Source organism: Pseudomonas sp. 14P_5.3_Bac1, assembly GCF_025466135.1.
Classification (GTDB): domain Bacteria; phylum Pseudomonadota; class Gammaproteobacteria; order Pseudomonadales; family Pseudomonadaceae; genus Aquipseudomonas.
Genome location: NZ_JANLOF010000057.1, coordinates 357,190 through 377,103 on the forward strand (window position 1 = coordinate 357,190; position 19,914 = coordinate 377,103).

Sequence of the window (19,914 nt, forward strand, 5' to 3'; positions counted from 1 at the left end):
TAATGATCTGGTCGTCAAAAATGAACGCTCCCGATTTTGAGATGAATCCACGGGTGGGAGCGCACGAAACTGACAGATTGGATGGTCAATTGAACTGGCCGGTCACATTTAAGCATTCCCGGGCCAATTCGCCTAAGGCAACAAGTCTTCAAGACGGCCGTGCAAGCGTTGCGGCAGGTTTTCCTGGATCTCGATCAGCGCCCGCGCAATCGCACTTTGAAAACCTTGCACCCCCGCCGAGCCATGGCTTTTCACCACAATGCCCTGCAACCCCAGAAAGCTCGCACCATTGTGCCGCGCCGGCGCCAGGTCGGCCTGCAAGCGGCGCATCAATGGCAGCGCCAGGGCGCCGACCATGCGTGAGGCGAGGCTCTGCTTGAACAAGGCTTCGATACGCGTAGCGATCATGGTTGCCAGGCCTTCGCTGGACTTGAGCAGGATATTGCCGACAAACCCATCGCACACCACCACATCGGCTTCGCCACGGTACACACCGTCACCTTCGACAAACCCGACGTAGTTCACCCCCCGCGCATTTTGCAGCAAGGTGGCGGCGAGCTTGACCTGCTGATTGCCCTTGATGTCTTCGGTGCCGATATTCAGCAACGCCACCCTCGGCCGGGTCACGCCCAACGCCTCAGCGGCCACCGAGCCCATCACCGCGAACTGGAACAGGTGCTCGGCACTGCAATCGACGTTCGCACCCAGGTCCAGCAGTTGGCAGTAGCCTTTTTGTGTGGGGATGGCCGCGACCATCGCCGGGCGATCGATCCCGGGCAGTGTCTTGAGCACATGCCGCGACAACGCCATCAAGGCTCCTGTATTGCCGGCACTGACACAGGCTTGCACCTTGGCATCACGCAACAGTTCAAGCGCCACCCGCATTGAAGAGTCGGGCTTGCCACGCAGGGCTGCCGCCGGTTTGTCATCCATGCTGATGGTTTGACTGGCTGGCGTAATCGTCAGGCGCGCGCGATCCACCGCCGGATGGCTGGCAATCAATTCTTCAAGAAGGGAGGGTTGACCGACGAGGGTCAGGTGCAGCGAGGGCGTAGCAGACAGGCTGGCAATGCAGGCCTGAACAATGCTGCGGGGACCGAAGTCCCCGCCCATTGCGTCAATCGCGATGACTTGAGCAGACAAGTGATTACTCGTCAGCGCCCTTGTCGATCACTTTACGACCACGGTATACGCCTTCTGGCGATACGTGGTGACGCAGGTGAATTTCACCGGTGGTTTTTTCTACAGACAGAGTGCTTGCCGTCAGGGCATCGTGCGAACGACGCATGTCACGGGCAGAGCGGGATTTTTTGTTCTGCTGAACAGCCATAATTGATTAACTCCTAAACGTTTGGGTCACGCTTTAACTGCGCCAATACACTGAACGGGTTGGACCGCGTTACCTCGTCCTCGCTCGGCTCGGCCTCGTCATCGAGACCCTCCGGCTGCTGGCATTCTTCCGGATGATGAGCAGGCACAATGGGCAAGGCGAGCAAAAGCTCCTCCTCGATCAGTGCATGCAGATCCAAAGGATCTTCGCCCAGTTCCAGCACGTCATAACCTTTCGGCAACGACTGGGTATTCGCACCCTCCTTCACCACAGCGTAACTGCATTCGCTGTGAATCGGCAGGGTGACCAGCTCAAGACAACGCTGACAAACCATTTTGACTTCGGTGTCGATAAAACTGTGGATTACCACAGACTTACGTTCATCTCGTTCAAAAACAAATTTGGCCTGCACCGTACCGACAGTGTCGGAAAGCGGGTCGCAGAGTCTCTCCAAATCGGCCAGCAGCAATTCACCTTGAAGGGAAGTGCCACGATCTGCCAATTTGCGCGGGTCAACGTGAGGTGGAATCGGGTCATTCAACATAGGCGCAGCATTATAGGGATGCACCCGGCCATGTCAAAGGAAATTCAGCCCTGTGCGTCAGCCGGTCACCCCGCTAGAATCCCCGGCTGCTCTGAGGAGACGCCTATGCTGCCTTTATTACTTGCATCCAGCTCGGTTTATCGCCGGGAATTACTGAGCCGCCTGCACCTGCCGTTCATCTGCAGCTCGCCGGATATCGACGAAAGCCACCGTGAAAATGAATCCGCCATTGAGCTGGTCAAGCGCCTGGCCGAACAGAAAGCTCGCGCCCTCGCCGGCAGCCATCCGGGGCATTTGATCATTGGCTCCGATCAGGTCGCTGCTCTGGAGGGCAGGATCATCGGCAAGCCCCACACCTTCGAGAACGCGCGCGCGCAACTGCTGGCAGCGAGCGGCAAGCGTGTCAGCTTCCTTACCGGGCTGGCGCTGCTGAACAGCGAGACCGGGCACTGCCAGGTCGACTGCGTACCGTTTACGGTGCACATGCGCGAACTGAGCGCTGAACGCATCGAGCGTTATCTTCGGATCGAGCAACCTTATGACTGCGCCGGCAGCTTCAAGGCCGAGGGACTGGGCGTGAGCTTGTTCCAGAGCACCGAAGGGCCGGATGCGACCAGCCTGATCGGCCTGCCACTGATTCGCCTGGTGGACATGCTGCTGGCCGAAGGCGTACAGATCCCCTAAGCCCACCACAAAACCAATGTGGGAGCTGGCTTGCCTGCGATGCACACACCTCGGAACATCAGTCGAGCCGAGGTGACGCTATCGCAGGCAAGCCAGCTCCCACAGTTTGAACCCTGTCGCTTTCGAGGTATCAGCGCAACGTCGGGCCCTGGAAGCCCATGTACATAGCCAATTTCTCGGCCACACTGGCACCCAGCTTCTTGGAGAAGCGATCAAACGGCGATTCCTGAACAGTGAAATCCACCAATTCCTTCTCGCCAATCACGTCCCGCGCCACCGAGCTGGCACTGCCCAGCCCATCGATCAAGCCCAGCGGCAACGCCTGCTCACCCGACCACACCAGGCCGGAGAACAGCTCCGGATGGTCTTTGTCCTTCAGACGATCGCCACGCCCCTGCTTCACGCTGGCAATGAACTGACGGTGAGTGGTATCGAGCACGCCCTGCCAGAACTGGGTTTCATCGGCTTTTTGCGGCTGGAACGGGTCGAGGAATGCTTTGTGCTCACCCGAGGTGTAAGTGCGACGCTCAACCCCCAGTTTCTCCATGGTGCCGACGAAGCCATAACCGGCCGCCGTCACGCCAATGGAGCCGACCAGGCTGGCCTTGTCGGCGTAGATCTGGTCAGCGGCGCTGGCGATGTAATAGGCGCCCGAGGCGCCCAGGTCGGAAATCACCGCATACACCTTGATATCCGGGTGCAGGCCGCGCAGACGGCGAATCTCGTCATACACGTAACCCGACTGCACCGGACTGCCACCTGGGCTGTTGATGCGCAGGATCACACCCTTGACCTTCGGGTCTTCAAACGCCGCGCGCAGGCTGCTGACAATATTGTCGGCGCTGGCGGACTCTTTGTCGGCGATCACGCCACGCACTTCGATCAAGGCGGTGTAGTTGCTGCCACGGGTGGCGCTTTTTTCCATGTCCATCAGTGGACTGAACAGCACCAGCATCGCGAGCAGCCAGATAAAGGTCAGCAGCTTGAAGAAAATCCCCCAACGCCGCGCACGGCGCTGTTCCTGAACGCTGGCCAGGAGAGTCTTCTCCAGCAGCTTCCAGCTTTTATCATCGCTGCTATCCGCCTTTTCCGGCGCCTTCCACTCGTCACTCATGCCATTAACCCCAGCAAAGACTTATTGGGCCCGGCTGAGCCAGGCCTGCAGTTCGGAAAAATGATCAATCGTCAGCCTCGGCTCGTACTGCTGCAAGGCCTCGGCAGCCTGAGCGCCGTAGCTGACCGCCACACTGTCCATGCCAGCATTGCGCGCCATCATCAGGTCGAAGGAGGCATCGCCTACCATCAACGCCTGGCGCGGCGACACACCACAATGGGCAAGGATCTGCTCAAGCATCAGAGGATGAGGCTTGCTGGCGGTTTCATCCGCCGCCCGGGTGATGTCGAAATAATCTTCGAAGTTGTGCGCCTTAAGGACCCGGTCCAACCCGCGACGGGCTTTGCCGGTGGCGACTGCCAAGTGATAACCCTGGGCACGAAAGGCCTCCAGCGATTGCACCACACCGTCGAACAGCGGCGAAGGCGTGGCCTCCAGCGCGATGTAGTGTTCGGCGTAATGATCGCGAAAGGTCACCAGCTCAGCGTCACTGATCTTGGGGTACAGGGTACGGATGGCTTCAGGCAAGCCCAGGCCGATGATGCCTTTGACCGCGAGATCGGTGCACAACGCAAAGCCCGAGCGGGTTGAAGCTGCGTGCATTGATTCCACGATCCGCCCGATGGAATCGCACAGGGTGCCGTCCCAGTCAAAGATCAGCAGTTTGTAATCAAGGTGCGACACTCAAACGCTCCACGGTCTTGGCCCACATCTCGTCGACCGGCGCCTGCAGCTTCAACTCACCGCCATCAGGCAGTGGAACCGTCAGCATGTAGGCGTGAAGGAACAGGCGCTTGCCGCCCAGGTCGCGGATTTCCTTGGAGAAATCCTCGTCACCGTACTTGGTGTCGCCGGCGATGCAGTGGCCTGCGTGCAGGGTATGCACGCGAATCTGGTGAGTACGCCCGGTCACTGGCTTAGCCTCGACCATGGTGGCGAAGTCACCGAAACGGCGCAGCACCTTGAACAGGGTCAGGGCTTCTTTGCCCTCCTCGTCCACTTCAACCATACGCTCGCCGGAGCGCAGGTTGCTCTTTTGCAGCGGCGCACGAACGCTTTTGATCGAGCTCGCCCAGTTGCCACGCACCAGCGCCATGTAGCGCTTGTCGACACCATCGCCACGCAGGGCGGTGTGCAGGTGGCGCAACATGCTGCGCTTTTTGGCGATCATCAGCAGACCGGAGGTGTCGCGGTCCAGGCGGTGGACCAACTCCAGCTCCTTGGCATCCGGGCGCAACTGACGAAACGCTTCGATCACGCCGAAATTCAGGCCGCTGCCGCCGTGCACCGCAATGCCGCACGGTTTGTTGATCACGATCAGCTTGCTGTCTTCGAAAACAATTGAAGCCTCAAGGCGCTGCAGCAGGCCTTGGGCCAGCGGCACGGGTTCGTCACGCTCAGGCACGCGAACCGGCGGCACACGGACGATATCGCCCGCCTGCAGCTTGTACTCGGGCTTGATGCGGCCCTTGTTCACGCGCACTTCGCCTTTACGCAAGATGCGGTAAATCAAGGTCTTGGGCACGCCTTTGAGCCTGGCCAGGAGAAAATTGTCGATGCGTTGGCCGGCATATTCCGGCGAGACCTCGAGCAGCTGGACGCTGGGGGTCTGGGGGGCGGTAGTCGTCATGGCGGCGATGATAACAATTTTTTATGGAATTGAAGCACTTAATCATTGCTGCTATAGTCGCGAACGCCGCCAAAAGCGGCCTGGACAGAGGATATGCGGCAAACTGCCGGCCCTGACCATCGCAATTCATCAGGACGCGAGGCCGTCCTACGGGGCTTTTGCCACCTTGGAAGGCTCGAGATTGTAACAAGCGCAGGTGACATGAGGCCTGAAGCGAGTGCAGAAAGCAGAGTGAATACTCGCGTTCTGCGCCGATATTTACGGCCAGTTCACAAAGTGCAGTCAGTCTTGAGCCAGACCATGGCGAAAGCTTCGGAAACAACGCCTGTTAAGAGCTGAGTGAGAGCGCAGTCGCCCACACCTAGTCTTGTTTAGCCATGAGCGTGGACTCCCCATTGGAGAACACGGTAAATGCCAACCCGCTGCGGATTCTGCGCGCGGCAGCACCCGAATTATCAGGGATACGTGTAGGGTGGAGATGCACAACCGTCGGACCGTGTAGCACTAGGCTTATATTTAGACGCTTCATCTCGTCCACAGTCGCCGGTTGATTCCTCCTCCTGACCTTAGCTTTTGTTGAAGTGGTGCCTTTGTCACCACCGCTAACAAGCAGGACGCGTCCGTCGCGATACTGGCCCAATTGGCTCGTTATTGCTGGACACTGGAGTGGCCAACCACTCTTGACGCACCTGACACCGACCGTGAGAAGTCGTGTGTGCCGAACGCCGTTTCCGGCAGCCCGGAAACCGACGGTACAACATGAAAAGAATGCTGATTAACGCAACTCAACCCGAAGAGTTGCGTGTTGCACTGGTAGATGGCCAACGCCTCTACGACCTGGACATCGAATCCGGTGCACGCGAGCAAAAGAAGGCCAACATCTATAAAGGCCGTATTACTCGCATCGAACCAAGCCTTGAGGCTGCCTTTGTCGATTTCGGCTCCGAGCGCCACGGCTTCCTGCCCCTCAAAGAAATCTCCCGCGAATACTTCAAGAAAGCCCCAGAAGGCCGCGTGAACATCAAGGACGTCCTGAGCGAAGGCCAGGAAGTCATCGTTCAGGTCGAAAAAGAAGAACGTGGCAACAAGGGCGCCGCCCTGACCACTTTCATCAGCCTCGCCGGCCGTTACCTGGTGCTGATGCCGAACAACCCGCGTGCCGGCGGTATTTCCCGTCGCATCGAAGGCGAAGAGCGCAACGAACTGCGTGAAGCGCTGAACGGCTTGATTGCACCAGCCGACATGGGCCTGATCGTGCGCACTGCCGGCCTTGGCCGCAGCAGCGAAGAAATGCAGTGGGACCTCGACTACCTGCTGCAACTGTGGACCGCTATTAAAGAAGCGTCCCTGGATCGTTCCGCGCCGTTCCTGATCTACCAGGAAAGCAACGTGATCATCCGCGCCATCCGCGATTACCTGCGCCAGGACATCGGCGAAGTGCTGATCGACAGCGTTGAAGCCCAGGACGAAGCCCTGACCTTCATCCGCCAGGTAATGCCGCAGTACGCCAGCAAGATCAAGCTGTACGAAGACAGCGTTCCGCTGTTCAACCGTTTCCAGATCGAAAGCCAGATCGAGACCGCCTTCCAGCGCGTCGTCGAACTGCCTTCCGGTGGCTCCATTGTGATCGACCCGACCGAAGCCCTGGTGTCCATCGACATCAACTCGGCGCGTGCGACCAAAGGCAGCGACATCGAAGAAACCGCCCTGCAGACCAACCTGGAAGCGGCTGAAGAAATCGCTCGCCAGCTGCGCCTGCGTGACATCGGCGGCCTGATCGTGATCGACTTCATCGACATGACCCCGGCCAAAAACCAGCGCGCCGTGGAAGAAAAAGTCCGCGAATGCCTGGAAGCTGACCGTGCCCGCGTACAGGTCGGCCGCATCTCGCGCTTCGGCCTGCTGGAAATGTCCCGTCAGCGCCTGCGTCCATCCCTGGGCGAAAGCAGCGGCATCGTCTGCCCGCGTTGCAACGGCACCGGCATCATCCGTGACGTTGAATCGCTGTCCCTGGCGATCCTGCGCCTGATCGAAGAAGAAGCCCTGAAAGACCGCACCGCCGAAGTCCGCGCCCAAGTGCCGATCCCGGTTGCAGCTTTCCTGCTCAACGAAAAACGCAACTCGATCACCAAGATCGAACTGCGCACCCGTGCCCGTATCGTTATCCTGCCGAACGATCACCTCGAAACGCCGCACTTCGAAGTGCAGCGCTTACGTGATGACAGTCCGGAAGCCCACAGCGGCCAGTCCAGCTACGAAATCGCTGCTGCTGCGGCTGAAGTGGAAGAAGTCCAGCCAGCTGCCGCAACCCGCACCCTGGTTCGCCAGGAAGCTGCCGTGAAGACCGCGCCGGCGCGTGCCAACGCACCGGTACCTGCCGAGGTAGCCGCCCCGGTTGCCGCGCCAGCCGCCCTGCCTGAGCCAAGCCTGTTCAAAGGCCTGGTGAAATCGCTGGTCAGCCTGTTCGCCACCAAGGAAGAGCCTGTTGCTCCGGTAGTGGTTGAAAAACCTGCCACCGAGCGCCCGGCCCGTAACGAAGAACGTCGCAACGGTCGCCAGCAAAGCCGTAACCGCAACGGTCGCCGTGATGAAGAGCGCAAGCCGCGCGAGGAACGTGCACCGCGTGAAGAACGCGCGCCACGTGAAGAGCGTGCACCTCGCGAAGCCCGCGAAGAAACCCCGACCGTAGCCCGTGAAGAACGTGCACCGCGTGAAGAGCGCGCACCACGTACCCCACGCGCCCCTCGTGAAGACCGCAAGCCACGTGGCGAGCGTGAAGAACGTGTGCGTGAACTGCGCGAGCCACTGGACGCAGCGCCAGCCGTGGCTGCCGAAGCCGCCAGCGAAGAACGCCCGGCTCGCCAGCCGCGTGAAGAACGCGCCCCACGTGAAGAGCGCCAGCCGCGCCCACCGCGTGAAGAGCGTCAACCACGCGCCGAGCAAGCCGCTGCCGCCAGCGAAGAAGAAGTGCTGACGGGCGAAGAGCAACTGCAGGAAGACGGCCAGGACAACGCCGAAGGCGATCGTCCACGTCGTCGCTCCCGGGGCCAGCGTCGTCGCAGCAACCGTCGCGAGCGTCAACGTGACGCCAACGGCAATGTCATCGAAGGCTCGGAAGAGTCCGGCGAAAACGCAGAAGCCGCCACCGCCGAACCGACTGGCGCCGAACTGGCTGCCGGCCTGGCTGTGACAGCCGCCGTGGCCACCTCGGTGATCAGCGCACCTGCTGAAGCCCAGGCTCACGAGCAAGCTGAACGCGCCACTGCCGCCGTCGAAGACACCTCTGCTGTAGAAGCGCCACTCGCCGAAACGCCAGCGGTTGAAGCGCCAGTGGTTGAGGCCCCGGCAGTTGAAACGCCGGTAGTTGAAGCTCCAGTCGTCGAAGCAACCACCCCGATCGAAGCCCCAGTGGTGCCGGAAGTGGAAGTTGCATCGGTTCGCGAAGCCCAACCAGCAGTGGAAGTCACCGCTGTCGAGCCTGCACCGGTGGTTGAGCCTCAGCCAGTGGTTGAAGCCGTGGTTGAAGCGCCGGCTGTCGAAGAGGCTGCCCCGGCAGTGCGTGAAGTTCGCGAAGAACAGACCGCCTTCCAGTGGACTGCCGAGCCAGCCGCTCCGGTTGAAGCGCCAACCCCTGCCCCTGTGGCAGAAGAAGCGCCAGCACCGGTTGCCGAAGTGGTTGAAGCCGCTCCGGTGGTGGTTGCCGAGCCTGCGCCAGTGGTTGAAGCACCAGTGGTTGCCGAAGTCGCCGCCCCGGTGGTTGAAGCCGCCCCTGCCAGCGCCCTGACTGAAAATGGCCGCGCGCCGAACGACCCACGTGAAGTGCGTCGCCGTCGCAGGGAAGCTGAGGCCGCCGCCGCGGCAGCTGCTGCCGCACCGGCTGCTGCTGAAGTGGTCGAGGCGCCAGCCCCGGCTGCCGCTGAGCACGCCCCAAAGGCTTTGGAAGCAGAACACGAGCCTAAACCTCTCGTCTGATTCCATCAGCCACTAAAAAGCCCCGCCTGAGTGATCAGGCGGGGCTTTTTTATGGGCGATTGATTTGAGACCTGCGCAGTTCCAACACGGGAGCGAGCAAGCCCGCTCCCACATTCAGTCGGCGTTGAAATTCAGCCTCTGTGGCAGATCAACATCCCAAAGCACCCCCGGATCATTCACGTGAACCTGCGCTACCTTCGCCTGAGCGAACAGAGGCTTGGCGCCCCGATCCCCGGTCAACGCCATCAGGTCTGGCCCGAACGCACGACCAAACGCCACAGGATGGCCGCACGCTCCCGCATGCACCGGCACGCTGATACCCTCTTCCTGCAGCGCATCCAGTACCTGTTCAATGCTCGATGATTGAATAAACGGCATGTCGCCCAATACCACCAACCAGCCGTCTGCCGCGCCACTGGCCGCAACCACCGCCGCAAGGCTGTCGCCCATGCCGGCAGAATGCAGCAACAGGACTTCACAGCCGTAAGCCTGTGCCAGGCGAATCACCTCCAGCCGGTCCGGCGAAGTCACCACCCAGCGCTTTACAACCCGCTCAGGCAGATTCACGAGCACCTGCTCGATCACCGGCCGCGTCACACCATCTAGGCCCACGCAATCGGCCAGCAACTTGTCTTTATCAGCCCCCGCCTCAGCCCGAAAACGACTGCCCTGCCCTGCCGCCAGCACAATCGCGGCAACGGTCATTGGGCTGCTACCGGCAACGGCTTTTTCTGCAGTGGTGCCACGCCGTTCTTGATCGCAACGATTTCGGCCATCAACGACAACGCAATTTCCGACGGTGTATGACTGCCGATGTGCAAACCGATCGGCCCATGCAAGCGGGCAATGGCCTCCGCCGACAGGCCCAGCGCCGCCAGGTTCTCTCGGCGCTTCTGGCTGTTGACCCGTGAACCAAGGGCACCAATGTAGAACGCCGTGGAATTGAGCGCCGTCAGCAGCGCCATGTCATCCAGGCGTGGATCGTGGGTCAGGCAGACGATGGCAGTGCGTTCATCGGTCTGGATATTGAGCACCGCCTCATCCGGCATGCCCGGCACAAAGCGGCCGTGCTGCTCTTCCCAGCCATAAACAAACTCTTCACGCGGGTCGCAGATCAGCACTTCGAAATCCAGCAACCGCGCCATCTCGGCCACGTAGCGTGACAACTGGCCCGCACCGATCAGCAACAAACGCCAACGGGGGCCATAGATCGCGCGCAGGCGTTCACCATCGAAGGTCACGACATCGGTCTTGCTCGCACCGCTCAAGTTCACCTCGCCAGTGGCCAGGTCCAACTCGCGCGCAACGATTTCATGCGCCTCACACCGCGCCAGCAATTGGGCGACCCAAGCCCAGTTGTCCACGCGCTCTTCGGTCAGGCGTAATGTACCGCCGCAGGGCAAGCCAAAACGCGCAGCTTCATCCCGGGTAACGCCGTAGGTCACCAGTTGCACCGGTGGCCCATCGTCCGGCAAGCGACCGTCCTGCAAGCGCGCGATCAAGTCATCCTCGATGCAGCCACCGGACACCGACCCAATCACGACACCGTCGCCCCGCAAGGCCAACATCGCCCCAGGCGGGCGCGGCGCACTGCCCCAGGTCTGGACCACGCTGTAGAGCACCACTCGGCGCCCTGCGCGGCGCCAATCGAGCACGCTGCGCAAGACATTCAGATCCACACTGTCCATCAAAACTCCTGCAAGCGATTGCAGCGCAAACATGCGGCTGGCTAATGGGTTTTAGAGCGGACACCCCGGCGTGAGTTTCATCAGCATCGTCCGGTCAGGGCCAACGGACGTAGGCAGATACGAGCCTCATCGCGATTTGATGAAGCGGTGACTGACTGTAAATCAAAAGCACCGAAAAGTGACCCCGCAGAAACGCAAACGCCCCGATCCAGTCGGGGCGTTTGCAGAGCGTCTGGCGCGATTCACGCCTTCGGCATGTTACTTAACCGCAGGAGCTGGGCCTTCGGCCACGCCCAGGTCATCTTCCGGACGGGTGTCGGAGATGCCAGTGCCGCCGGACGCCAGCTCGCTGTGCAGCTTGTCGGTGTCCAGTTCCTTGACCCACTTGGCCACAACGATGGTGGCAACGGCGTTACCGACCAGGTTGGTCAGTGCGCGGGCTTCGGACATGAAGCGGTCGATACCCAGGATCAGCGCCAGGCCGGCAACCGGCAGATGGCCAACAGCCGACAGGGTGGCCGCCAGCACGATGAAGCCCGAACCGGTCACGCCTGCAGCGCCTTTGGAGGACAGCAGCAGCACCAGCAGCAAGGTGATCTGGTGGGTGATGTCCATGTGGGTGTCGGTTGCCTGAGCGATGAACACGGCCGCCATGGTCAGGTAGATCGAAGTACCGTCGAGGTTGAAGGAGTAGCCGGTCGGGATCACCAGGCCTACTACGGATTTCTTCGCGCCCAGACGCTCCATCTTGATCAGCATGCGTGGCAGTGCCGATTCGGAGGAGGAAGTCCCCAGTACGATCAACAGCTCTTCACGGATATAGCGAACCAGCTTCAACACGCTGAAACCGTGTGCGCGGCAGATGGCGCCCAGCACCACGACCACGAACAGGATGCAGGTGATGTAGAAGCAGATCATCAGCTGACCCAGCTGTACCAGCGAGCCTACACCGTAGGCGCCGATGGTGAACGCCATGGCGCCCAGGGCACCCAGTGGCGCGAGCTTCATGATCATGTTGATGATGTTGAACATCACGTGCGCGAAGCGATCGATGAAGTCCAGCACCGGCTTGCCGTAGGCACCCAGGCGGTGCAGGGCGAAACCGAAGATCACCGAGAACATCAGCACTTGCAGGATATCGCCGTTGGCGAAAGCGCCGACGATGGTGTTCGGGATCACGTTAAGGATGAAGCCAACCACGCTCTGGTCTGCACCGGCAGTCACGTAGGCCGCGACTTTGGAGGCGTCCAGGGTAGCCACGTCGATGTGCATGCCGGCGCCCGGTTGCACGACGTTAACCACGACCAGACCGATCAACAGGGCGATGGTTGAAACAACTTCGAAGTACAGCAGCGCGTAGCCACCGGTTTTGCCCACCGATTTCATGCTTTGCATGCCAGCGATGCCGCTGACAACGGTGCAGAAGATGATCGGGGCGATGACCATTTTGATCAGCTTGATGAAGCCGTCACCCAGTGGCTTGAGCGCCACGCCGGTCTGCGGGTAGAAGTGACCGAGCAAAATACCGATAACGATTGCAACGATCACCTGGAAATACAGGGATTTGTACAGTGGCTGACGAGTCGTCATTGCAAAGTTCCTCAATCGCACCGTGTGGCAAATATCCGCCATTGCCCACGACACTTGAATTGCGAACCCTCCTGCACTGGAGGGATTTGTTGTTTGCGAGGTCTGCTGAAACAGGCCTGCGCTGTTTTCTGTATCGCAAACGCCGTGCCACTTCGCTTAAAAAATGCTGAAGGCCTTTAGACATCAGGGCTGGGGGCAAGACGACGGCCCTGTACACCCTGGAAGATGTGGCGGAATTCCGCCAGGCCACCCGGTCTCGTCCTACAATTTGGCGGATATCCGCCTTGTTGCCTCTCTCGGTGATGGCTAACATCCGCCACTCCATGGACGAGGCCCTCACATGCGTGAACGTACCATCGCCAGCCACTACGCCCGGGCCGCCCTCGGCGGTGCGCGCCGGGTCGGCTACGACTGCTCGGGCCTGCTGCTGCAGGTGGGCATCACCCCCGAGCTGTTGACCGAACCCCGCGCCCGCATCGCCCCCGAGCAATTTACCCGGCTGTTGCAGAGGTTGTGGCTGGCGCTGGACGACGAATACCTGGGGTTTGCCGAAGGCCCGAGCAAGCGCGGCACTTTCGCCATGATGTGCCACGCGCTGATTCATTGCCGCACCCTGGAGAAGGCTCTGGAACGCGGCTTATTATTTTATAGCCTATTCCCACAGGGTCCGCGCTGGCAGCTGACGAGAGAAGGCGATATGGCCCGGCTGAGCCTGGACGATTCGCAGTTGTGGGACCCGGATCACTTCCTCAGTGAATGCCTGCTGGTGATCTGGCATCGCTTGGGCAGTTGGTTGATCGGCCAGCGTATCCGCCTGCAACAGGCAACGTTCAGCTACCCGATGCCGGCCCATGCCGGCGAATATGACCTGCTCTTTCCCTGCCCTCAGGTATTCGGCGCGCCACACAGCAGCCTGGTGTTTCCCAGCCGCTACCTGAGCTTGCCGCTGCTGCAGGACGAACGCACCCTCAAGCATTTTCTCGAGCGCTCCCCCGCCGACCTGCTGTCGCGGCCGGATGAAGGCGACAGCCTGAGCAGCCAGCTGCGCCGCCTGTTGAGCCGCGACCGCACGCCCTGGCCGGACCTGGAAGCGGTCGCGCAGCACCTGCACATCAGTCCTCAAACCCTGCGCAGGCATTTACGTGAGGAAGGCACCAGCTTTCAGGCGCTCAAGGATGAGTTGCGACGGGACATTGCCATCTATCATTTGGGACGAGCGGATTTGTCGTTGCAGGAGATTGCCGAGCAGCTGGGGTTTTCCGAGCCGTCGGCGTTTCATCGGGCGTTCAAGAAGTGGACAGGCTTGACGCCGGGGGCGTATCGGGCGCAGGAGAGTTAGCGCGGTGTTGTGTGTGTGCTGGCCTCATCGCAGGCAAGCCAGCTCCCACATTTGATCGGGTTCACATAATCAAAAGGTGGGAGCTGGCTTGCCTGCGATGGGGCCGGTCCAGGCGATACAAATCAAACCGCCGGAAAGTGAATCTTAAACGCCGCGCCGCCCAAGGGTGAGTCGCCCAAGGTCAGCCGCGCGCTGTAGCTTTCAATAATGTCCTTGACCACCGCCAGACCAATGCCCTGCCCCGGATGCTGGCGGTCCAGCCGCTCGCCCCTTTGCAGGATCCGCGCACGCTGATCAGGCGGCACACCAGGCCCGTCATCTTCAATGCACAGCTCGGTGCCTTCGAGGCTTTCTGTCAGGCTGATGCGCACTTCGCTCAGGCACAGGCGATAGGCGTTTTCCAGCAAGTTGCCGAGCATTTCGAGCAACGCGCCTTTCTCGATCGGCACATCGCATTCGGCCGGCAACTCAAAGGTCACCGTCACGCGTTTATCGCGATAGACCTTGTCCAGCGTGTCACACAGGCTTTGCAATACCGGCTCAAGGCGCACCTGGTGGCGCACCAGGCCGCTTTTACGCAAGCTGGCACGCTGCAACTGGTAGCCGATCTGCTGGCTCATCCGTTCGATCTGCGACTGCAATACCCAGGCCTGGCCGCGATCTTCCGGGCGCTGGGCCATGTCTTCACTCACACCCTGCAACACGGCCAGCGGCGTTTTCAGGCTATGGGCCAAGTCGTCGAGGGAATCGCGGTAGCGCGCCCGTTGTTCACGCTCGCTGTGCAGCAACCGGTTGAGAGAGCCCGTCAGACGCAGCAATTCTCGTGGATGCTCCTCGGAAAGGCTTTCGCGGGTGCCGCCTTCGATCTGGTCAAGTTCCTGGCTAAGGCGCCGCAGGGCTTGCAGGCCCCACGTCAGGCCCAGCCACAGCAACGTCAGCAACACCAGCAAGGCCGCGCCGAACCCCAGATAGAGGTTTTCCCGCAGGCCTTCAAGGGTCAGCTGGTATTCGCGCACTGGCTGCAGGGCCACGATACTGAACGCCGCGCTCTTGCCGCCCAGCAGCTTGACCTCGACGTCATACACGAAAAATTCCTGACCATTGGCCTCGCGAATGCGCGCGAACTCATTACCGCGCCCGTCGTAGCGCGGCTTGTAGTTGATGTTTTCTTCCTGGGTAGCGCGTGAGCGCCATACCAGATGGCCTTCACGGTCGTAGATATAGCCAAGCAGACGGCTATCGGTGAGGTTGAAACGCTCGTCCGGCAACTGCGCAGGCATCAGCAGGCGATTGTTTTCGACGCGCGCAGCAGAAATCAGGGTGGTGACGTCCGACGCCAGGCGCTGCTCGATGGAATCCTGCAGCGCCAGGCTGAACGCCCCTTGCATGGCGGGCAATAAGCCCAGCATGAACAACACGGCCAGGGTGGTGGCCGCCAGCATCAAGCGCACACGTAACGAGCGTATCAACGGCAGCGCTCATTAAACAGGTAACCCAGGCCCCGCACGGTGTCGATCGGCTTGAACCCCGCCGGCCCTTCCAGCTTGCGGCGCAGGCGGCCGACCAGCACTTCGATCACGTTCGGATCGCGCTCGTCGTCATCGGGATAAAGCTGCTCCATCAGGCGGTCCTTGGCGACGACTTGCTGATGGTGGCGCATCAAGTATTCGAGAATCCGATACTCATAGGCGGTCAGCGCCAGCGGCTGCTCATCCAGGGACGCTTGCTTGCGATTGAGGTCCAGCAGCAAGGGCCCGGCAACAATGGTCGACTGGGTGAAACCGCTGGAGCGGCGCAACAAGGCGTTCATCCGCGCCTCCAGCTCTTCGAACTGGAACGGCTTGACCACGTAGTCGTCAGCGCCGGCCGCCAAGCCTTCGACCTTGTCCTGCCAGTTGCCGCGGGCGGTGAGGATCAGGATCGGGAAGGTCTTGGCCTGGCTGCGCAGTTGGCGGATCAGGTCCAGGCCGCCCATGCCGGGCAGGCCCAGGTCGATGATGGCCAGGTCATGGTTGAATTGCCCGGTCTGGTACAGGGCTTCCTCGGCATTGGCCACGGCCTCAACCACGTGCCCGCTGTCGGTCAGGCGGGTGAACAGGTGATGACGCAACAGCGCCTCATCTTCCACGACCAGCAATTTCATAAGGCTCTCCAAGGCAATTCAACTGTCCGACAGGGGGATATCATAGCGGCCCTGCAAGTCTTGCGGGCGCAGTTTAATGCCATTGTATTGGCCCGTCAGGTGTTCGTAACCGGTGCGGTAGGCAGGTTGCGGGGCGCTCAGGCCCAGGGACTGGCCCCACGGCGCGGCCTGGGTGCCCGCGTCTTCGAAGCTGACACGATGGATCAGGTTGCTGGACTTCTTGGTTTTCTCGCCACCAAAGGCCGCAAATGCACCGTCCGACGCCTGGACGCCGGCAGTGGCACTGAGCATGGTTAACGCCAACATCAGCTTTTTGATCGCAGTCATGGTGCTTACCTCTACGCGTTTTGGCTGTTGAGCCCAGACTACGCAGGCGCCCCTGAACTCCCCCTGAACGGGCTCTGAACCGGGCCTGAACCGTGACGGGCTATCCACTGGCGCGCCAACTGACGCAAAATACCGCGCATGACGCCTCTACCCGCTTGCTGCACCCCACTTGATGCCCATTGGCCGCTGCCCGCTCCGTTGCCGGGCACGGTGTTTCTGAGCACCCGTTTCGATCCGGCCTTATTAGCCGCCGGTGATTTCCAGCGCTGCGCGGTGCCGCCTCCGGCCAGCATCCAGCGCTCGGTGGCCAAGCGCCAAGCGGAGTTTCTCGCCGGCCGCCTGTGCGCCCGCGCGGCCCTGCAACAACTCGATCACCTCGATTGCGTGCCGACCATCGGCGAAGACCGTGCGCCGGTGTGGCCTGAACACATCAGCGGCTCAATCACCCACAGCACCGGGCATGCGGCGGCGATTGTCGGGCACAAGGCGCAATGGCGTGGGCTGGGGATGGACCTGGAAAATGTGCTGGCCCTGGACCGGGCAGAACGCCTGGCCGGGGAGATTCTTACGGCTGAAGAAATGCAGCGCATGACAAGCGTGCCGCGCGAGCAGGTCGCCTTGTTGGTGACGCTGACGTTTTCGGCCAAGGAAAGCCTGTTCAAGGCGCTCTACCCGATCGTGCAGAAGCGCTTTTACTTCGAACATGCCGAGGTGGTGGCGTGGTCCGAGACCGGACAGGTGCGACTAAGGCTGCTGACCGACCTGTCTGCCGAGTGGTGCCATGGCACGGAGTTGGAGGGGCAGTTTGCGGTGGAGGGTGAGCAATTGTTGAGTCTAGTGGCCGTCAGGGCCTGATCTGACGCCATTGCTGGCAAGCCAGCTCCCACAGTTGGAATGCATTTCAACTGTGGGAGCTGGCTCGCCTGCGATAGCGATCTCAAGCCTTCTCCTGATCCCTGGGCCAACTCAGGCTGAAACACGCCCCACCCAGGTTGTTGCTCTTGCTGATCAACGCCCGCCCGCCGTGCCAATAGATGATCCGCCGCACAATCGACAAACCCAGGCCGTGCCCGCCGGAGGCGCGGGTGCGGCTGTCGTCCAGGCGCAGAAACGGCGTAAAGATGCGCTCCCAGGCGCTTTCCGGCACACCGGGGCCGTCATCTTCCACATCAATGCGGCAACGCACCTGCCCGACCTGGTAGCTGATCAACACCTGGCCCTGGGCGTGGCGCATCGCATTGCTCACCAGGTTTTGCACAGCGCGGTGCAGGTAGCGCGGCTCGGCATCGACCCAGGCGTCGTCCCAATGCGCCGACGACAGGCAAATACCACGGGCCACGTTGACCTGAGGGCGCAGTGGCGACAATTCGCCGATCACCTGATCGAGCAACGCGCTGAGGTCGACCCGCTGGAAATTCAGCTCCGGCGCGCCCTGCTCCAGGCGGGCGTAGGTGAGCATTTCGTCAACCAGGCCATCCAGGTCCTGGATATCGCTGTCCATGCCGTCCATGTATTTGCGCCGCGCCTCGGGGCTGGCGGCGTCGCCGATCATCTCCAGGCCAAAGCGCAGGCGTGCCACCGGAGTGCGCAATTCGTGGGACACCGCCCGCACCAGCTCACGCTGAATCGCCAGTAACTGCTGCAAGTGCTCGGCCATGCCATTAAAGGCCGCCGCCAGTCGCCCCACCGAGTCGGCGCCACGTGCCGGCACGCGGACCTCCAGATTGCCTTTGGCGATGCGTGTGGCCGCCGCTTCCAGCCCTTTGAGCCGCCGCTCAAGCTGGCGCACCAACAAATACACGATCAAGCCGATCAGGGTCAGGCTGATCAAGGCGATCAGGATCAGCCACTGCGGCGGGTAAGGGTTCATTTGGTACAGCGGGCCGATTTCCAGTACCCATGGCGTCCCGACCATGCCGGCAAACACGCGGATCGAATCGCCGCCCTTGCCCAGGGCCATCACCGTGTCGCCTTCCGAGACCCGTCGACGCTGATCGTCGTCCATGTCGGCCTGGTCCAGGGTCATCAGGTGCATGTCAAAACCAAAGCCCTTGGCTTCTTTTATGTCAGCGAGTTTTTGCGGCTGCTCGGCGACCGGAAAGCGCACCAGTTCGTCCGCCAGCAGGTAAATCGTCGCGCGGGCCAATTGTTCGCTGATCTGTTGCACTTCGCCGGTGAGTACCAGTTGTTCCTGCTCGCTGACCAGACGCAGCACCCGCGCCGCATGCGGCCCGGTCTGCTCGACCAGCACCTGGCCGCGTTGCAGGCGGTTGCGTTGGCTCAGGTCCAGTTGCGCGTCGGTGAGTGTGCGCAGTTCCAGGGGAATGCCCAGCAAACGCTCCCACACCGCCAGGGCGCGCTGGCGTTCGATGGCGCTCATGGGCTGCAGGTTGTCGCCCATCAACGCGAAGGTGCCGTGGGCCAGGCGTTCACGGTATTGGCCGCTGCGCACTTCATTGAGCAGGTGCAGGGCCAGTACGCCCAGCAATGCGACCAGGATCAGCGCCGCGCACATGCCGCCGTAGATGCGCAGGAAGATTGAGTTCACAGCGGCATATCGGCAGCGGCTTCGGGGACGAACAGGTAGCCTTTGCTGCGGATCGTCTTGATCAGGCGCGGGTGGATCGGGTCGTCGCCGATTTTGGGGCGAATGCGTGAGATGCGTACATCGATGGAACGGTCCTGGCCGTCGTAGCCGATGCCGCGCAGGGCGATAAAGATCTCTTCGCGCGACAGGATGCGCCCGGCATTCGCCACCAGCAGCCATAGCAGGTCGAATTCGGCGCTGGTCAACTCAATGCCGCCTTCGTGCAGCCAGGCTTCGCGCAGAGCGTTGTCCACCACCAAGGGGCCAAATTGCAGGCGACGCTGGTTTTCCACGGCGATCGGCAAGGCCGGCTCACTGCGCCGCAGCAGGGCCTGGATGCGCGCCAGCAACAGGCGCGGGCGCACGGGTTTGCACACGTAATCATCGGCACCCATGTCCAGGCCCTGCACCTGGTCCATGTCATCGGTGCGTGCAGTGAGCATCAGGATCACACCGTCATAGCGCTCGCGCACACTGCGGCAGATGCTCAGGCCATCTTCGCCGGGCAGCATCAGGTCGAGGATCACCAGGTCGGGCTGTTCGGCAATGATGCGTGCCGCCGCCAGGGCGCCGTCGCTTTCCACCGCCACCCGCAGGCCGTTGCTCTGCAAATAATCACGGGTCAACTCGGCCAATCGCTCGTCGTCCTCGACGATCAATATCTGCCAGGCTTCTTGCTCCATGCGCTACCTCGGTTCTAATTATTGTCATCTACGGGGCACACACTGCTGCCTCTATTGAAGGCCGATTGTAGCCATGCGCCAGCCCTCTGGCACAAGCCGGGAAATCCATTCGGTGATCGCATTTTTTTGTGGTAGGGTTCGCGCCCTCAAAATTCCAATCGGCTGTTTTTACCTTGGAATATTCGGTGACAAACGGCGCGATCCAGTAGTACTGCGGCCTACACGGGCGTTCTACGATTCATACACATTTTACCCACAGCGTTATCCACAGGTAGTGCGTTGC

18 protein-coding genes are annotated in these 19,914 nt (G+C 61.1%); 4 read left to right on the forward strand and 14 right to left on the reverse strand.

All coding sequences use genetic code 11. The features are described 5' to 3' along the window. Window positions 1–132: 132 nt before the first annotated feature. From plsX to NTD89_RS15615, 3 genes are read right to left on the reverse strand one after another with little or no spacing between them, the layout of a single operon-like run. Window positions 133–1,143, reverse strand: coding sequence for a phosphate acyltransferase PlsX (plsX, locus tag NTD89_RS15605; RefSeq protein ID WP_262208522.1), 1,011 nt, complete (start codon window positions 1,141–1,143; stop codon window positions 133–135). A gap of 4 nt (window positions 1,144–1,147) precedes the next feature. Next, entirely contained in the window at window positions 1,148–1,330 is a 183-nt protein-coding gene (rpmF, locus tag NTD89_RS15610; protein WP_008152339.1) for a 50S ribosomal protein L32, read from the reverse strand. Window positions 1,331–1,343: 13 nt separating this feature from the next. Continuing rightward, window positions 1,344–1,874 carry a YceD family protein gene (locus NTD89_RS15615; RefSeq protein WP_032886799.1) on the reverse strand — a complete coding sequence of 177 codons (531 nt, stop codon included), beginning with the start codon at window positions 1,872–1,874 and terminating at the stop codon, window positions 1,344–1,346. A gap of 105 nt (window positions 1,875–1,979) precedes the next feature. Here NTD89_RS15615 and NTD89_RS15620 point away from each other — a divergent pair, with 105 nt between their 5' ends. Continuing rightward, window positions 1,980–2,558 (forward strand): Maf family protein, encoded by a 579-nt coding sequence (locus tag NTD89_RS15620; protein ID WP_242196141.1) that lies wholly within the window; start codon window positions 1,980–1,982, stop codon window positions 2,556–2,558. 130 nt (window positions 2,559–2,688) lie between these two features. On the opposite strand, the gene NTD89_RS15625 is transcribed toward NTD89_RS15620, so the two are convergent. Genes NTD89_RS15625 through rluC form a run of 3 tightly spaced genes read right to left on the reverse strand, consistent with a single transcriptional unit; the run spans window position 2,689 to window position 5,302 of the window. Next, window positions 2,689–3,672: a S49 family peptidase gene (locus tag NTD89_RS15625; protein ID WP_145159295.1), complete on the reverse strand. Its 984-nt coding sequence runs from the start codon at window positions 3,670–3,672 to the stop codon at window positions 2,689–2,691. 21 nt (window positions 3,673–3,693) lie between these two features. Continuing rightward, window positions 3,694–4,356, reverse strand: a complete 663-nt coding sequence (locus tag NTD89_RS15630) for an HAD-IA family hydrolase (RefSeq protein WP_262208523.1) — start codon at window positions 4,354–4,356, stop codon at window positions 3,694–3,696. Beyond that, window positions 4,343–5,302, reverse strand: a complete 960-nt coding sequence (rluC, locus tag NTD89_RS15635; RefSeq protein ID WP_058427510.1) for a 23S rRNA pseudouridine(955/2504/2580) synthase RluC — start codon at window positions 5,300–5,302, stop codon at window positions 4,343–4,345. The genes NTD89_RS15630 and rluC overlap by 14 nt, the downstream gene beginning before the upstream one ends. Window positions 5,303–6,061: 759 nt before the next feature. Here rluC and rne point away from each other — a divergent pair. Continuing rightward, the gene (gene rne, locus NTD89_RS15640) at window positions 6,062–9,274 is read left to right on the forward strand and encodes a ribonuclease E (protein WP_404484396.1); all 3,213 of its coding nucleotides are present in this window, start codon (window positions 6,062–6,064) and stop codon (window positions 9,272–9,274) included. A 114-nt stretch (window positions 9,275–9,388) separates the two neighbouring features. Here the strand turns inward: rne and NTD89_RS15645 are convergent, their stop codons facing one another. The 3 genes from NTD89_RS15645 to NTD89_RS15655 form a co-directional block, all read right to left on the reverse strand. Then, window positions 9,389–9,979: an NTP transferase domain-containing protein gene (locus NTD89_RS15645; protein ID WP_262208525.1), complete on the reverse strand. Its 591-nt coding sequence runs from the start codon at window positions 9,977–9,979 to the stop codon at window positions 9,389–9,391. Beyond that, window positions 9,976–10,962 carry an XdhC family protein gene (locus NTD89_RS15650; protein ID WP_262208527.1) on the reverse strand — a complete coding sequence of 329 codons (987 nt, stop codon included), beginning with the start codon at window positions 10,960–10,962 and terminating at the stop codon, window positions 9,976–9,978. The genes NTD89_RS15645 and NTD89_RS15650 overlap by 4 nt, the downstream gene beginning before the upstream one ends. A 258-nt stretch (window positions 10,963–11,220) precedes the next feature. Then, on the reverse strand, window positions 11,221–12,552 hold the full coding sequence (locus NTD89_RS15655) for a dicarboxylate/amino acid:cation symporter (protein WP_145159305.1): 1,332 nt from the start codon (window positions 12,550–12,552) through the stop codon (window positions 11,221–11,223). Between the two features lie 340 nt (window positions 12,553–12,892). Between NTD89_RS15655 and NTD89_RS15660 the strand changes: the two genes are divergently transcribed. Continuing rightward, entirely contained in the window at window positions 12,893–13,891 is a 999-nt protein-coding gene (locus NTD89_RS15660) for an AraC family transcriptional regulator (RefSeq protein ID WP_145159307.1), read from the forward strand. Between the two features lie 122 nt (window positions 13,892–14,013). On the opposite strand, the gene NTD89_RS15665 is transcribed toward NTD89_RS15660, so the two are convergent. The 3 genes from NTD89_RS15665 to NTD89_RS15675 are packed head-to-tail and all read right to left on the reverse strand — an operon-like array spanning window position 14,014 to window position 16,361. After that, window positions 14,014–15,360 carry an ATP-binding protein gene (locus NTD89_RS15665; RefSeq protein ID WP_262208529.1) on the reverse strand — a complete coding sequence of 449 codons (1,347 nt, stop codon included), beginning with the start codon at window positions 15,358–15,360 and terminating at the stop codon, window positions 14,014–14,016. Further along, window positions 15,357–16,034: a response regulator gene (locus tag NTD89_RS15670; protein WP_017138377.1), complete on the reverse strand. Its 678-nt coding sequence runs from the start codon at window positions 16,032–16,034 to the stop codon at window positions 15,357–15,359. The genes NTD89_RS15665 and NTD89_RS15670 overlap by 4 nt, the downstream gene beginning before the upstream one ends. 18 nt (window positions 16,035–16,052) lie before the next feature. Continuing rightward, window positions 16,053–16,361 carry a hypothetical protein gene (locus NTD89_RS15675; RefSeq protein ID WP_145159311.1) on the reverse strand — a complete coding sequence of 103 codons (309 nt, stop codon included), beginning with the start codon at window positions 16,359–16,361 and terminating at the stop codon, window positions 16,053–16,055. A 138-nt stretch (window positions 16,362–16,499) separates the two neighbouring features. On the opposite strand from NTD89_RS15675, the gene NTD89_RS15680 reads away from it, so the two are divergent. Beyond that, window positions 16,500–17,216 (forward strand): 4'-phosphopantetheinyl transferase, encoded by a 717-nt coding sequence (locus tag NTD89_RS15680; protein WP_262208533.1) that lies wholly within the window; start codon window positions 16,500–16,502, stop codon window positions 17,214–17,216. A gap of 82 nt (window positions 17,217–17,298) precedes the next feature. Here the strand turns inward: NTD89_RS15680 and NTD89_RS15685 are convergent, their stop codons facing one another. Then, complete coding sequence (locus NTD89_RS15685; protein ID WP_242196164.1) at window positions 17,299–18,909, reverse strand: ATP-binding protein; 1,611 nt, start codon at window positions 18,907–18,909, stop codon at window positions 17,299–17,301. Next, entirely contained in the window at window positions 18,906–19,631 is a 726-nt protein-coding gene (locus tag NTD89_RS15690; RefSeq protein ID WP_145159317.1) for a response regulator, read from the reverse strand. The genes NTD89_RS15685 and NTD89_RS15690 overlap by 4 nt, the downstream gene beginning before the upstream one ends. Window positions 19,632–19,914: the final 283 nt, after the last annotated feature.